The 14,628-nt window shown below is 69.7% G+C and carries 12 protein-coding genes; 3 read left to right on the forward strand and 9 right to left on the reverse strand.

The window, feature by feature from the left end; all coding sequences use genetic code 11:
- Positions 1-11 precede the first annotated feature (11 nt).
- The 3 genes from ACFQV6_RS33165 to ACFQV6_RS33175 are packed head-to-tail and all read right to left on the reverse strand — an operon-like array spanning position 12 to position 3,716.
- Positions 12-1,220, reverse strand: coding sequence for a pyridoxal-dependent decarboxylase, exosortase A system-associated (locus tag ACFQV6_RS33165; protein WP_378031595.1), 1,209 nt, complete (start codon positions 1,218-1,220; stop codon positions 12-14).
- On the reverse strand, positions 1,217-2,794 hold the full coding sequence (locus ACFQV6_RS33170; protein WP_378031596.1) for an acyl-CoA ligase (AMP-forming), exosortase A system-associated: 1,578 nt from the start codon (positions 2,792-2,794) through the stop codon (positions 1,217-1,219). Before ACFQV6_RS33170 ends, ACFQV6_RS33165 begins: the two co-directional genes overlap by 4 nt.
- Positions 2,795-2,843: 49 nt before the next feature.
- On the reverse strand, positions 2,844-3,716 hold the full coding sequence (locus ACFQV6_RS33175; protein WP_378031597.1) for a hypothetical protein: 873 nt from the start codon (positions 3,714-3,716) through the stop codon (positions 2,844-2,846).
- Between the two features lie 406 nt (positions 3,717-4,122).
- On the opposite strand from ACFQV6_RS33175, the gene ACFQV6_RS33180 reads away from it, so the two are divergent.
- Complete coding sequence (locus ACFQV6_RS33180; protein WP_378031598.1) at positions 4,123-5,265, forward strand: hypothetical protein; 1,143 nt, start codon at positions 4,123-4,125, stop codon at positions 5,263-5,265.
- A gap of 227 nt (positions 5,266-5,492) precedes the next feature.
- Here the strand turns inward: ACFQV6_RS33180 and ACFQV6_RS33185 are convergent, their stop codons facing one another.
- The 6 genes from ACFQV6_RS33185 to ACFQV6_RS33210 all read right to left on the reverse strand — a co-directional run bounded on the left by ACFQV6_RS33185 (position 5,493) and on the right by ACFQV6_RS33210 (position 12,102).
- Positions 5,493-6,329: an ABC transporter permease gene (locus ACFQV6_RS33185; protein WP_378031599.1), complete on the reverse strand. Its 837-nt coding sequence runs from the start codon at positions 6,327-6,329 to the stop codon at positions 5,493-5,495.
- On the reverse strand, positions 6,326-7,345 hold the full coding sequence (locus tag ACFQV6_RS33190; RefSeq protein ID WP_378031600.1) for an ABC transporter ATP-binding protein: 1,020 nt from the start codon (positions 7,343-7,345) through the stop codon (positions 6,326-6,328). Before ACFQV6_RS33190 ends, ACFQV6_RS33185 begins: the two co-directional genes overlap by 4 nt.
- Complete coding sequence (locus ACFQV6_RS33195) at positions 7,342-8,388, reverse strand: glycosyltransferase family 2 protein (protein WP_378031601.1); 1,047 nt, start codon at positions 8,386-8,388, stop codon at positions 7,342-7,344. Before ACFQV6_RS33195 ends, ACFQV6_RS33190 begins: the two co-directional genes overlap by 4 nt.
- Before the next feature lie 81 nt (positions 8,389-8,469).
- The gene (locus ACFQV6_RS33200) at positions 8,470-9,837 is read right to left on the reverse strand and encodes an O-antigen ligase family protein (RefSeq protein ID WP_378031602.1); all 1,368 of its coding nucleotides are present in this window, start codon (positions 9,835-9,837) and stop codon (positions 8,470-8,472) included.
- Between the two features lie 37 nt (positions 9,838-9,874).
- Positions 9,875-10,951, reverse strand: coding sequence for a glycosyltransferase (locus ACFQV6_RS33205; protein WP_378031603.1), 1,077 nt, complete (start codon positions 10,949-10,951; stop codon positions 9,875-9,877).
- 206 nt (positions 10,952-11,157) lie between these two features.
- The gene (locus ACFQV6_RS33210) at positions 11,158-12,102 is read right to left on the reverse strand and encodes a hypothetical protein (protein ID WP_378031604.1); all 945 of its coding nucleotides are present in this window, start codon (positions 12,100-12,102) and stop codon (positions 11,158-11,160) included.
- A 389-nt stretch (positions 12,103-12,491) separates the two neighbouring features.
- On the opposite strand from ACFQV6_RS33210, the gene ACFQV6_RS33215 reads away from it, so the two are divergent.
- Both ACFQV6_RS33215 and ACFQV6_RS33220 read left to right on the forward strand, forming a co-directional pair.
- Positions 12,492-13,772 carry a glycosyltransferase family 4 protein gene (locus tag ACFQV6_RS33215; RefSeq protein WP_378031605.1) on the forward strand — a complete coding sequence of 427 codons (1,281 nt, stop codon included), beginning with the start codon at positions 12,492-12,494 and terminating at the stop codon, positions 13,770-13,772.
- Positions 13,769-14,623 (forward strand): glycosyltransferase, encoded by an 855-nt coding sequence (locus tag ACFQV6_RS33220; RefSeq protein WP_378031606.1) that lies wholly within the window; start codon positions 13,769-13,771, stop codon positions 14,621-14,623. Before ACFQV6_RS33215 ends, ACFQV6_RS33220 begins: the two co-directional genes overlap by 4 nt.
- The last annotated feature ends 5 nt before the right edge of the window (positions 14,624-14,628 follow it).

Consider the following 14,628-nt stretch of genomic DNA (forward strand, 5'->3'; position numbering starts at 1 on the left):
AGACATACGGGTCACAGGAGCACCTCGACGGGTGCCGGGTGGCTCAGGAATGCGGTGGGGCTGGCGGTCAGACCGTACGCCCCGGCCTGGTAGAGCACGACCAGGTCCCCGACGCCGGCCTCGGGCAGCGTGACGTTGTCACCGAGCAGGTCGAGCGGGGTGCACAGGCAGCCGACGACGGTGACCTGCTCAGCGGGCTCCTGGTCGATGCGGTTGGCCACCGCGATCGGGTAGTTGCGGCGGATCACCTGGCCGAAGTTGCCGGACGCGGCGAGCTGGTGGTGCAGGCCGCCGTCGACGACCAGGTAGGTCTTGCCGCGGGACACCTTGCGGTCGACGACCCGGGTCACGTAGACACCGGCCTCGCCGACCAGGAACCGGCCCAGCTCGACGACCACCCGGGCCTCGGGCAGGCGGGGACGCACCTCGTCGCGCAGCAGCTCGGTCAGGTTGGCGCCGATCGCGGCCAGGTCGAGCGGTTTGTCGCGGTCGGTGTACGGGATGCCGAAGCCACCGCCCAGGTTGAGGTAGCGGACCGGCTCCGGCGCGTCGCCGGCCAGCCGCAGCATCAGCTCTACGGTCCGCCGCTGCGCCTCGCAGATGGTCTCGGCGTGCAGGTTCTGCGACCCGGCGAAGATGTGGAAGCCGAGCACCTCCAGGTCGGTGCCGGCCAGCTCCTTGAGCAGCGCCGGAACGCGCTCGGCGTCCACACCGAACTGCTGCGGTCCGCCGCCCATGCGCATGCCGGAACCCTTGACCGAGAAGTCCGGGTTGACCCGCACCGCGACCCGCGGCCGGAGCCCGAGAGCCGAGCCGACGGTGGCGATCCGGGCGGCCTCGTTCTCCGACTCCAGCTCGATGGTGACGCCCGCGGCGACCGCCTGGCGCAGCTCGGCGTCGGTCTTGCCGGGCCCGGCGAAGCTGACCCGGTTCGCCGGCATCGTGGTGTCCAGCGCGGTGCGCATCTCCAGCGCCGAGGCCACGTCGAACGAGTCGACCAGGCCGCTCATGTGCTGCACCACGGCCGGCATCGGGTTCGCCTTGACCGCGTAGCTGAGCTGGAGGTCGGACGGCAGGGTGTCGCGCAGCAACCGGACCCGCTCGGTGAGCAGCCGCCGGTCGTACGCGAAGAACGGTGTGCCGCCGACCCGCTCGGCGAGCCGGTCCACCGGCACTCCGCCGACGGCCAGCTTTCCGTCGATCTGCTCGAATGCGGTCACGCGTCCAACTCCTGACGTAGCAGATTGCGGTCGAACTTGCCGTTGGGTGATCGGGGCAGCTCGGGGCGTACCAGAACGTCCTTGGGCAGCATGTAGAGCGGGAGTTCCTTCTTCAGCGCGGCCTTGACGGCGGCCGGGTCGAGCTCCTCGGTGCCGGCCGGGCTGACGATGACCACGATCCGCTGACCGAGTTTCGCATCCGGTACGCCCAGCGCGACCGCGTCGCGGACCAGGCCGGTGCCGTAGACGACCTCCTCGATCTCGGTCGGGCTGACCCGGTAGCCGGAGGTCTTGATCATCTCGTCGGTACGCCCGACGAAGTAGAGGAAGCCCTCCTCGTCACGGACCACGGAGTCACCGGACCAGACGGCCAGTTCGGTGGTCAGCGCGCCCTCGGCGCCCGGCAGCGGCTTGAACCGCTCGGCGGTGCGCTGCGGGTCGTTCCAGTAACCCAGGGCGACGAGCGCGCCGCGGTGCACGAGCTCACCCTCCTCCCCCGGGTCGCAGACGCTGCCGTCCGGGCGGACCACCAGGACCTCCGCGTTGGGAATGGCCTTGCCGATCGAGTCGGGGCGGCGGTCCACCTCGGCGGGATCGAGGTAGGTGGAGCGGAACGCCTCGGTGAGCCCGTACATCAGGTAGGGCCGGGCGGCCGGGAAGATCGCCCGCAGCCGGTCCAGGGTCGTCTTCGGCATGCGCCCGCCGGTGTTGGCGAAGTAGCGCAGCCGGCTGCCGGTCTCCTCCGGCCAGTTCTGCTCGGCGAGCTGGATCCACAGCGGCGGTACGCAGGTCAGGCCGGTGACACCGTGCTTGGCGCACAGCTTCACCACGTCGCGGGCCAGCAGGTAGTTGACCAGCACCACGTGCGCGCCGACCGCGAACGACGTGGTGAGCTGGCTGAACCCGGCGTCGAAGCTGAGCGGGAGGGCGGCCAGGACGACGTCCTCGCCGGTCATCTCCAGGTACTGGCTGACGCTCTCGGCACCGGCCAGCATGTTGCGGTGCGAGAGCACCACGCCCTTCGGCTTGCCGGTGCTGCCCGAGGTGTAGAGGATCGCGGCCATGTCGATGTCGATCGCCTGGCTCTCCGGCAGGCCGGTGCCGGTGCGCAGGTCTTCCCACGCGGTGACCGGCAGGCGGGTACCGGCCTCTCCCCCGCCGACTTCTCCACCGGCTCCTCCGCCGACTATGACGATCCGCTCCAGGGACTTGACCTGGTCCAGTTCGTCGCCCAGGGCCGCCAGCCGCTCGGCGGTGGTGACCAGCACGCGGACGTCGCAGTCGGCCAGGATGTAGGCGACCTGCCGGGCCCGCAGCACCGGGTTGACCGGGACGAAGACGCCGCCGGCGGCCGAGGTGGCGAACACGGCGGTGACCGTCTCGATCCGCTTGTCGAGATAGACGGCGACCCGCTCCCCGCGGGCCAGGCCGAGGCCGCGCAGCCCGGCACCGGCGGCGCGCACGTCGCGCCACAGCTCCGCGTAGGTGAACGTGTCGTCGCGATACGTCACGGCCGGCGCGTCGCCGGACCGGCCGGCGGCGCCGGCCAGCAGGTCGTGCAAACGGATGCGCATGTGTTCGGTTTCCCTCATCGGTTTCTCGAAGGTACGTCGGCCGCCGGAGTCACCAGCTCAGGCAGGTCAACTCGCTGTAGAGGTAGTCGATGTCCGGCTCGGTCAGGCCGGCGCTGCGGAACATCTTCCGGCGCGTGTCGGCGAGCATGCGGGACAGGGCGGGGCGGTGACCGATCACCCGGATCTCGGCCAGCAGAGCCGGGATGCCGTGCCGGGTCAGCAGGTGGCTCTGGAACCGGCGCAGCATCGCCCGGAACAGCTCCGGATCGCTGACGTACAGCACCGAGGCGAAGAGCGGCAGGTTCTTGCGGCGATCGGTGCGGAAGATCACGTAGCAGTACCGCCCTCCGCGGGTCAGCACCACGTGCCGGGCGGCGGCGGTGCTCGCGTGGTCCCGGTAGATCTGCAGATCGTCGCCGGTGAGGGTGCGCTCCAGGACCGCCGGGTCGGCGCTGACCCGGCCGCCGCCGGGCACCGCGGGCCACGGCAGGTTGGGTGCCACCGCGGTGGCGGTGTCCAGGAAGGAGAAGCCGAGCCGGGTGTTCATCGGTACGACGTTCCCACTGGGCGACAGATCGGTGAACTCGTAGTCCTGCTGCGCGAGCAGGGCCTTGAGCAGTTTCAGGCTGTGGAAGCGCTGCTCCGGCAGGACGCACCAGGCGCCGAGGTTGCAGAACCGCCGGACCTGCCCGCGGATCGTGCGCTCGGAGTAGAACGCGAGGTAGGTCCCCACCACGTCGCCCCGGTCGTCGCGCAGCAGGAAGCCGTGGTTGGGCGCGGACACCTTCCAGGGCACCTGCACCGCCTGCTCCCAGGCGTCGGCCGTCACGCGGCCGTTGAGATTGGTGTGGAGAAATCGAGCCACCGCGGGGATGTCGGCGGTGGTGATGGGCTCGACCCGGACTGCCATCAGGCGGCCCATCGGACAAAGCCGACGCGGTCGGTCAACGTGTACTCCCTGACATTTACCGTGGAACCTGCCGCACGACGATATCGTCCGTTCCCGCGGGGCAGGCCGTTGTGCCAGATATTGTCATAGGTTCGGTCCGATATCCGTAGGGGTCGTCCTGACTGGATGTCACGTCCGGCCCGATCAGCCGCTTGACACCGCGTTATGCGGTATGCGTAGAGCCGACATCTGTCAGATTCCGGTCACTGTGGCGCACATCAAGAATCCATGACCGACGACACGAATTGTGAAATGCCCAATTTGGCACGAGCTATCCGTGCCACTTTCCACAATGCCCAATGCCCGGGTCTCCATCGGCGCCCTGACTACGTATTATCGTCCGAGCCGGTAGGCTGACTACTCGAGGAGCCTCTCCGAAATGAAGCACCGCCGCACCTTCTTCACCGGGACCCGTTTTCGCCGGGCCGCTACGGTTTGCTCCGCCTTCGGCGTGGTCATTCTCATAGCCGTCGGATTCACCTGGTATTCGACCAGGGACAACCGTGACGGCTCGCCGGAGAACGTCGCGCAGGCCGACGCGTCGGTGCCCACCGTGGCCGGGCAGCCGAGCGGCGTGCAGTCGATCCCGCCCTCCGCGGCGACAGCGTCGGCGTCCGCCTCGGCTCCGTCCTCGGCGTCGGCGTCCCCCTCGTCGTCGGCGTCACGCAAGCCGGCCGGGTCGACGACCACCAAATCCGTGTCGAAGGGCGGCTGCGCCCTCCCCGCCTACCCGACAGCGGGCTGCACCGGGGTGCCGGCCGGCTGGTCGCCGAAGAAGACCATCGAGGGTGACCTGACCGTCACCAAGGCCGGCGCGGTCATCTCCGACCACCTGGTCACCGGGACGATCCTGGTCAAGGCCCCGGACGTGACGATCCGCCGTACCCGGATCTACGGCGGCGTCGACAACTTCCTCTCCGACAAGATCTACGGGCACCTGACCATCGAGGACACCGAGGTCGTCAACAAGCCCGGCGAGTCCGTCTCCAGCAACGAGCAATATGCGTTCGGCGTCGCCAACTACACGTGCCGGCGCTGCAAGGTGATGAACCGCATCGAGGGCTGGCGCATCGGCGCGAGCAGCTTCGCCGGCGCCGCACAGGTCACCATCGAGGACTCGTTCGCCCAGCTCGCGGTCCCGGCCGGCATGTGCCAGAGCGTCGACCCGCACGGCGACGGCATCCAGGGCTACGGCGCTCCCACAGCGGTCATCCGGCACAACACCATCGACCAGCGCCGCGACGACTGCCCGACCGCGCCGATCTTCATCCCGGACCAGGACAACGCCGGCGGCACGATCCAGGACAACCTGCTCGCGGGCGGCGGCTACGCGCTGCGCCTGACCGGTGGCAACTTCCCCGCGGTGACCGGCAACAAGATCGTCGGCGGCAGCGCGGAGTACGGTCCGGTCGAAGTCGACTGCGCGAAGATCGGCAACTGGGGCGGCAACGCGGTCGTCAACTACGACTTCGACCGCGGCGTGATCCTCAAGGAGACCAAGAAGCTCAAGGACTGCGGCTGACCGCTCGGTAACCAGCTGGCTCCCAGTGCTGCCTCCCGGCGCTCGAGGCAGCACCCACGCCCAGCCGGAGTCCTCGTGAGCGCCACCGAACATCTCCGTCTGGCGGTCATCGAGCGGGTGGACCACCTCCAGCACAGACGAATGGCCCCGGCACGATGCCGGGGCCATTCTTCTTGCCTGCTTACTGCCGGTGCCTACTCACCGTCGACGCCTGCCTTGGTGCCGGCTCAGATGCTGAGGATGCCCAGGCGCCGGGCGAGCCGCAGCGAGCGGTCGAAGACGTACAGGCCGCCGCCGAGCATGACGGTGCACATGATGCTGAGCACCACGATCGAGAGGCTGACGCTGAGCTCACCGGCGGGCGGTGTCGGCATCAGCAGCTGACGCTCGGCGCTGATCACGTAGGTGTGCGGGATCAGATAGCTGGCCCAGCGGATCCACTCGGGAAGCGTGCTGATCGGGAACAGGGCACCACCCAGCACGCTGGCGGCGAGGTGGAACAGCATGACCACCGGGTCGCCCCGCTTGAACAGGACCAGGAAGCTGGCGGCCAGCGTACCGAGGGCGTTGCAGGCCAGGATGCCGAGGAACAGCACCAGGATGCCCAGCGGGATACCGGCGGGGTCGATCGGCATGCCGAGCATCCAGCCGACCGCGATCATGAAGCAGGCCAGCAGGCCGCCGGTGAAGCTGCGCCACAGGTTCATGGCGATCGGGATCAGCACCCACGGCACCGGCTCGACCAGATAGGTCTCCAGGGTGCCGCGTTCCATGGCGAAGTTGAGCCGGGCGGTGAGCTGGGTGAGCGCGTCCTGCAGGCCGGCCGTGACCGCGGTGCCGATGAGCATCACCGCGAAGACTTCCGGACCGGCGCCGAGGAACGAGCTCTGGTAGAAGTACAGCAGCACCGGGAAGACCACGGCGATGTACCGCATGATGCTGGTCGCCGGGAACATCCGCTCCTCGACCAGATCAAGACGGATGTACGCGCCGAGCGTCTCGATCACCTTGCGGGACCGGGTCCGGTTCCGGATCGCGCTGGGGTAGATGTGCGTGGTGGTCACGGGGCACCCCCGGCGGCCGGGTTCAGCCGGTAGACGTGGGCGATGAGGTCCCGCAGGGGCATGGGTGTCTCCCGGATGTGCTGAATGGACGCGGCCGTGCCGCCGAGACCGCCGAGTACGGCGCCGATGGTCTGGTCGCCGGCGAGCTGGCACTGGACGGTGAGGCCGTCCACGACCACATCGAGCCCCTGTGCGCGCAGCCCGTCGGCCACCAGGCGGGTGTCCGACTCGTTGCTCAGGACCAGCTCCAGCTGGGGCCGGTCCCACTGCTGCCGCAGGCTGTCCAGGTCGCCGGAGTACTTGATCCGGCCGCCGTCCATGAGCAGCGCCTTGGACTGCAGCGCCTCGATCTCCTCCAGCCGGTGCGAGGAGATCAGCACGGCCAGGCGCTCCTGCTTGACCAGATCCATGATGAGGTTGAGCAGCCCGTGCGCGGCGATCGGGTCGACGGCGCCGGTCGGCTCGTCGAGGATCAGCGCGCGGGGGCCGGGCAGCAGGGCGCGCGCGAGGCGGACCCGGGCCTTCATGCCGGCCGAGAGGCTGGCGATGACCGTCTCGGTCTGCGGTGACAGGTTCACCGTCTCCAGCACGTACGGGATACGCGCCTCCAGCTCCTTGCGGGACATGCCCTGGAGCCGGCCGTGCAGCTGGAGGTTCTCCCGGACCGTGGCGCGCATCAGCAGGCTGCGGTCCTCAGCGGGCATCCAGCCGACCACCTGGCGGATCTGCTCGGATTCGCGGGCGACGTCGAGGCCCATCACGTGCCCGTGCCCGGAGGTCGCCTCGGTGAGCCCGATGATGATCCGGAACAGGGTCGTCTTGCCGGCGCCGTTCGGGCCGACCACGGCACAGATCTCACCGGCCCGGACCACCAGGTCGATCCCGTCCAGCGCCTTGATCGGCTGGGTGAGGTGCGAGCGCGCGAAGGCACGCATCCACTTCGGGGTCGGTTCGTACAGTTTCGTCAAACCGGACAGGACGATGACGTCGTCCTGGTCCCCTTCGAGGCCGGTCATGGCAACTTCACCGTGCTTTCTACTCCGGACCGCCGCCAGCGCCGCCAGGCGACGTGATGGCGTACCCGCTTGTTGAAGGCGCTGACACGGCGCGGGACGAGAGGACCCTTGCCCTCGGCCTCGCGTTGTGCCAGTCGCCCGTACCGTTGCCGCAGCCGGCTGGAGGCAGCCGGCGGATAGATCTCCTCGGCCAGCGCGACGAGCCGCGCGGCGAGTGCCTTGTCGTCGGAGGAGGGCCCCGCCTCGTAGAGGGAGCAGGCGATGGCCAGCGCCTCCCGGGCGACCGCCAGGGCGGCGGCGGTGCGCAGCGCGCCGGCGTCCGGTACCCCGCCCGCGTCCTCGTCGAAGAAGATCTCGAAAGCCTGGTACCGGCCACGCAGGTCGGTGTCGGCGCCGGCGAACTGCTGGGTGTGCATGTTCTTGCCGTGCACCCGGTAGTACGCCTGGTCCACCCCGTTGAGCCGGCCGATCCCGCCGAGCGCGGCGGCTCGCAGCCACATCAGGAAGTCACCGGCGTGCGGCGCCCGCTTGTCGTACCCGCCCAGTTTGCGCATGGTGTCGTTGCGCAGCATCACCTCGGGCGTCGCCACCGGGTTACCGCCGGACCGGCACACCCGGGCGATCCATTCGGCACCCGGCCACAGCGTCCAGCTCTTGACCTCGGTGCGCGCCGGCGGCGGCTGGTCGGTGAAGGTCCGCGTGAAGCCGTGCACCATGCCCACCTCGGGGTGCGCCTCCAGCAGCGCCGTGGCCCGCTGGAAGGAGCCCGGGGTGACCAGGTCGTCGGCGGAGAGCAGCACGACGTAGTCGCCGTCGACCGCGGCCAGGCCCTCGTTGTAGGTGGCGATGTGCCCGGCGTTCACCGAGTGCTCGATCACCCTGACCCGGGGGTCGGCCTCGGCGAGCTGCCGGGCCACGGCGGCGCTGCCGTCCGGTGAGCAGTCGTCGACGATCAGCACGTCGACGTCGACACCGTCCTGCCGCAGGACACCCTGCACGCAGTCGGGCAGGAAATGGCCGTAGTTGTAACAGGGAACCACCACGGAGACCCGTGGCCGCCCGCGAAGGGGCAACGGTCGGGTTCTCGTCACCATCGAGCTTCCATCAACCTTTCGAGATCGGTCTTACTCAAGGAGGCGTCGCACCGTGGACGTCCGGACGGTTCGAGCCGGGTGGGTCAGACGCCAGACCGCACCGCACACCCCGGAGAGCAGGGCGAGGGTGAAGGAGAACGTCGTGAAGCTCAGCGAGTCGAAGGTCAGGGCGCACAGGACCGCGAGGATCTGCGTGGAGATGAGTGCCGCGCACAGGTGGCGGTCCTCGTCCGTCGCGGACCGGCGGAAGCCCAGCACCGAGAGCCACAGGCACGTCAGGTGCAGCGCCGCCATCGCGACGACGCCGACGATCCCGCCGGTGACCAGCGTGAGCAGCCACTGGTTGTCGAGGATCATGTAGAGGTCGGGGATCAGCGTGCCCGGCCCGCGGCCCAGCCAGGGCCGCTGAGCGAACCAGGCGGACACGTGCGCGTAGTCCTCGGTGCGGCCGTCGACGCTGGGGTCGGCCTCGGCCCAGAGGAACATCGAGCGCAGCGTGCCGAGCAGACCGGGCCGGCCGACCACGAGCACGCCGGTGAGGCCGCAGGCCAGCACCAGGAAGTTGTACCGGAACCGCCAGTTCCAGGCGATCAGGAACATGATCGCCATCGCGATGCCCAGGGCCAGGATCCCGGTGCGGGAGATCGCCATCGGCACCGCGCCGGCGATGACGAAGGTCAGCAGACCGTAGAAGCGGCGGGACGCCTTGGTCCGGGCATACCGGGCGAAGTGGATGGCGTAGGGCATCACCATGGCCAGCACCGCGCTGAACTCGATGGAGTGCACCGTCGTGGAGGCGACCCGGAACCGGCCGCCCTCGCCGCGCGCCTGGAAGTCGGTGAGCGCGCCCTTCAGTTCGAGGCCGGGCACCACCAGCCACTGGGTGACGTCATAGGCGAAGATCGACTGGAGGATGCCGAGGAACGCCATGAACGCGGCGGCGCACACCAGGACCCGCAGCACCTTGCGCAGCCGGGCCCAGTTCGGGATGCCGTCGGCGGCGATCAGCACCAGGCCGAGGAACTCGAAGGTCAGCAGCAGCGTGAAGTCCTGCCGGTTCGCCTCCAGCGTGGGCAGGCCGCGCACCAGACCGGCGATGTAGGACAGCAGGATGGACACCAGATAGAGCAGCGCGACCCAGCGCAGCGGCTGGCGGCCGACCAGCAGCAGGGACGGGCTCAGCCGGGCCACGAACCACCAGGCGAACAGGGCGAGCGACAGCAGCAGGGCGGGCCGCCCGGCGAAGGTCATCTGCGGGACGATGAGCGGCGCCGGGATCGCGTACAGCAGGACGATCACCATGCTGCAGAGCGCGGCGACGTCGAGGCGCAGGTTGGCCCGGCGTGAGGAGTACAGGTTCGGTGCGATCAGCGACGGTTCGAGGTCGACCGGATGCACCGCCGGCATCGTCGATTGGCTCATATCGATCGGCTGGTCAGGCGGCCGCGGGAAGCAGCGCGGAGTAGAAGGAGGACAGGTCGCCGGTCAGGCCCGCGACGTCGTAGCGGCCGAGGATCGTGGCGGACGCCTTGAGCGCGACAGCCTCCATCTCGTCCGGATCCTCCTGGTAGCGCCGGATCGCGTCCTCGATGGCCTCGCCGAACGCGCGCAGGTCGCACTCCGGCACCGGCGTGCAGTAGGCCGGGTCGAAGAACTCGGCGCCACCGAGGGCGGTGTAGCCCACGACGTAGCAGCCGCTCGCCATCGCCTCGGCCGGCGGCAGGCCGAAGCCCTCCCGGAAGCCGAAGGCCAGGAAGATCGCGCACTCGCGCATCGCGGCGGCGACCTGGGCCTCGGACCCGCTGATCGGGGTCAGCTCCCAGTCCGCCGGCAGACCGCGGGCCCGGAGCATGTGCAGGAGCATCTCGCGCTCCTCCGACCGGCGGCCGCGGGCCAGGTAGCCGATCCGGCGGCGGCGCGGCCCCGAGCCGGGGTGGAACACCGCACGGTCCACCACGGGCCGGGCCCGGTGCACGGGAAGCGTCGGGAACGTCCAGCTCAGCAGCCGTTCACCGTCCTCCGAGACGGTCAGCAGGCCTTCCAGGCCGGGAAGATCGGCGTACGGCGCACCCGCCGCACTCTCCTCGAACGGCGTCGCGTCGAACGTGCAGTACGGCCCCTGGTTGAACACGATCTTCCGCACCCCGGCGGGCAGACTGTGCAGCCACGGCCCGTGCCACTCGGTGGTGACGAGCACGTCACGCGGTCGCAGCCGCACGTCGGCGGCCGCCTCGACCCGGGTGTCGTTGGCGAACCAGCTGCACCGGAACCCGCCGGCCGTGTGCACCACAGCGGCGTCGATGCCGAGGCCGTTCAGCACGTCGACGTGCCGGTAGATGTTGCGGACACCGCCGCTCGGCTTGTCCAGGTCGGGCGAGAGGTAGAAGACCCGCGGCGGGCCACCGGCGTCGGTGCCGGTGAGAAAGCGCGGAGGACGCCGGCCGGCGAGGTCGCGACGCGCCCGCACGGTGCGGATCATCTGCGACGCCATCGCCATGGGTGCTGGGGTCACCCGTTACCCCTTTCACGGTGCACCGCCGATCGGCGTGCACGAATTGCCGGAAGATCAGGACGAACGTAGCGTGTCCCCGGATATCCACACAGGAGCCTGTCGGTTACGCGACGTGGTCCACCGATCCGGAATGGATTGGCCGTAGTGGTTCCAGGACAGGCCGAGGATCGGTCCGGCGGTCAGCCGAATGGTTGATACCGGCCTGGTTACGCGCGCTTGCCGTGGTTGCGGTGCGAGTAGGACGGGGCGGGCAGGACGATGGTGGCGTCCACCGCCTCCTCCGGCGGGGTGACGGGCTTGCGGGCCCGGCCCTGCTGCGGGTGCACGGCGGCCCGCGACTTGATCTCGGAACCGTTGCGCTCGGCACCGGACCCGCCGGACCCCCCGGAGCCGCCGGAGCTGCTGCTTCGCTGCTGCGGCCGCAGAACCTGCGTCTTCTCGGCGTTGTCGGAGAGTCCCGTGGAGCGGATCGGCTCGGACTTCCCGGTCGCCACCGGCTCGGCGGGCGTGCCGGCGTCACTGTCGCCGTCCTTGCCACGCGAGCGGCGGCGCAGCCAGTAGTCCAGGATGATCGTGGCGGCGGTGGTGATCAGCACACCGAGGCCGGCGGCCACGATGAGCACCCGCTTGCGCATGCCGGTGTCCTGCGACGGCGTGCTGCCGTCGTTGATCACCAGAGTGGAGATGGTGTCTTCCTTGAGGGCGCCGTACTGCTTCTGCTTCGCGGCGATGTCGTCCTGCAGGAGCTTGATCACGCGCTGCACCGTCGCGGTGGCCTGCTGCTCACTGTCGCCGATGACCTCGATCTCGAAGAGCGGGGTCCGGTCGCTGAGCACGACGGTGACGCTGTCCGAGAAGCCCTCTTTGTCGAGCCTCTCGATGGTCGTCGGGTCGGTCACGGTGATGGCGGCGGCGTTGCCCAGCGCGGCGTATCCCAGGTCCAGCCAGGGGTTGGCCGGCTTGGGTTTGGCCTTGGGGTCGGGCTGCTTGCCGGCACTGGGTGCCGGAATCAGCTGCATGTAGCCCATGGCCTTGTAGTCGGGTGCCACCGACTTGGCGGCGAGCACCACCGCACCAACCGTGACCAGCAGCATCGGCACGGCGAAGTACCACCGGCGGAGCAGCAGCCTGGTGAGGTCCCAGAGGTCCACGGTCTCCCTCTCATCAACGGGTTTGCGGTGACGACCCTTCCCGACTCTAAGGCGTGCCGTCCATCCACCACCGATCTTAGGCATCTGACCAACCGGACCGTATCGGCGGCCGCTCAGCTACGTGTCTGAAAAATGACAAGGCCTTTCGCGGGGGTCAATGCCTCGTCAACGCCTATTACATTTCGGACTAAAAGAGACAGACTCACGTTCGGCAGGCCGGACAATAGCGATCATGATGATGAACTGGGCAAACCCGACTTGCCGGTAAGTGACCGCTGTTGATTGAACGGATGACTCAGCGCCGCCCGGTCAGCCGGTTGCTCCGGAAGCTGTCGATCCGACAGTGTCTGTCAGAGTCCGGTACTGGAACAAAGGAGACGGACGACACAATGGCCGGAAAACCGCACGTCACGATCCTCATCGCCAATCTCCCGGCGGAGCGGGATCGCCGGGTAATCCGGGAATGTCTGACTCTGGAGGAAAAGGGCTTCGAGGTCACGGTCATCGCGCCACGCGGTGACAAGAACCTGCGAGTCCTGCCCGGCAGCCGCAACACCCGGCTCCGGCCGTACCCGGTGAAGGTCTACGGCAGCGGGGTGCTCACCTTCGCCGTCGAGTTCGGGTGGTCCTTCCTGTGCATCGCGGTGCGCCTGATCGGCGAGATCCTGGCCGGCCGCGCCCACGCCGTGCAGGTCTGCAACCCGCCGGACGTCTACTGGCCCCTCGCCCTGCTGCTGCGCGCGATCGGCCGGCCCTGGGTCTTCGACCACCACGACCTGTGCCCGGAGGTCTACATCTCCCGCGGCGACGGCGAGCCCAACAAGTGGGTGCTGCGGGTCCTCAACGCCCTGGAGTGGCTGACCCTGCGCACCGCTACCGAGGTGGTCGCCACCAACCAGTCGTTCAAGGACAACGCCGTCCGCAAGGGCGTGCACCCGGACAAGGTGACCGTGGTGCGCAACGGCCCGTCGCTCAAGGAGATCGCGGTCTCCGGCGACCCCGAGGAGCCGGTCGCCGCCGACGGCGTGGACAAGATCGTCTACCTGGGCGTCTTCGGCCCGCAGGACAACGTCGAGGGTGTGGTGCTGGCCGCCGACGAGCTGATCCGGATGCGTGGCCGGGGCGGCTGGCGGGTCGTGCTGGCCGGTGACGGCGAGAGCATGCCGTCGGTGCGCAACCTGGTCGCCGAGCGCGGCCTCGGCGACGTGGTCGAGCTGACCGGCTGGCTCGACGGCCAGGCCGTCGACGCCGTGCTGCGCGACGCCACCGTGGCCGTCCAGCCCGACCTGCCGACCCGGATGAACCAGCTCTCCACGATGGCCAAGACCGTGGAGTACGTGGGCCGGGGCCTGCCGGTGGTCGCCGCCGACGGGATCGAGACCCGCCGCACCCTCGGTGACGCGGGCGCCTATGTGCCCAACGGCACCCCGGAGGAGTTCGCGGCGGTCCTCAACGAGCTGCTCGACGACCCGGACCGGCGCCGGCAGATGCGCAAGCTCGGCCGTGACCGGTTCCTGAGCATGCTGTCCTGGGAGCACCAGGCCGGCCCGTACGCGGCGGTGTTCCAGCGGCTGCTGGCGAAACGCCTCCCGAAGCAGGCGCCGGCCGCCGGGCACATCCCGCGGCAGCGCACCGGCTCGCACGAGGACACCCGGGCGGACAAATCGTGACCAGTATCGTCATCGCCGCCCACAACGAGGCAGCGGTCATCGGGCGCTGCCTGGACGCGATCCTGGACGAGGCGAAACCCGGCGAGTTCGACATCACGGTGGTGGCAAACGGCTGCACCGACGACACCGTCCGGATCGCGGGGGCGCGTCCCGGCGTACGCGTGCTTGATCTGCCCCGGCCCGGCAAGGCCGCCGCGCTCAACGCCGGCGACGACGCGGCCGTGGGTTTCCCCCGGATCTACCTGGACGCCGACATCGTGCTCACTGCACCGGCGATCCGCGCCCTGGCCGAGGTGCTGGCCGCCGGCGCACCCGCCGCCACGGTCGGCCGGCGGCTGGTCCTCACCGGCCGGCCGCTGCTGGTCCGGGCCTACTTCGCGGTGCACGGCAAGCTGCCGGTGTTCCGCGACGGGCTGTTCGGGCGCGGCGTGGTGGCGCTCTCCGAGCAGGGGCGGTCCCGTTTCGACCGCTTCCCCGAGCTGGTGGCCGACGACCTGTTCCTCGACTCCCAGTTCGACAGCGCGGAGAAGAAGCACGTCACGTCGTACTCCGCCCGGGTCGCGACCCCGCGCCGCACCGGCGACCTGATCCGGCGCCTGGTCCGCGTCCGCGGCGGCAACTCCGCCATGCGCGCCGCGGCCGCCAACGGCCAGATCACCGTCAAGGTCCGCCCGGCGGCCCGGATGTCCTGGCTGCGCGACGTGGTACTCCCCCGGCCCTGGCTGGCACCGGCGGCGGTCTGCTACGTCGGTATCACCGTCTATGCGGGGATGGCAGCGAAACGGGTGGGCGACGGCGGCGCGGCCTGGGGCCGCGACGAGTCCTCCCGGACCGAGACGGCGAGGCGATAGGACGT

It is taken from the genome of Actinoplanes sp. GCM10030250 (genome assembly GCF_042666575.1).
GTDB lineage: Bacteria > Actinomycetota > Actinomycetes > Mycobacteriales > Micromonosporaceae > Actinoplanes.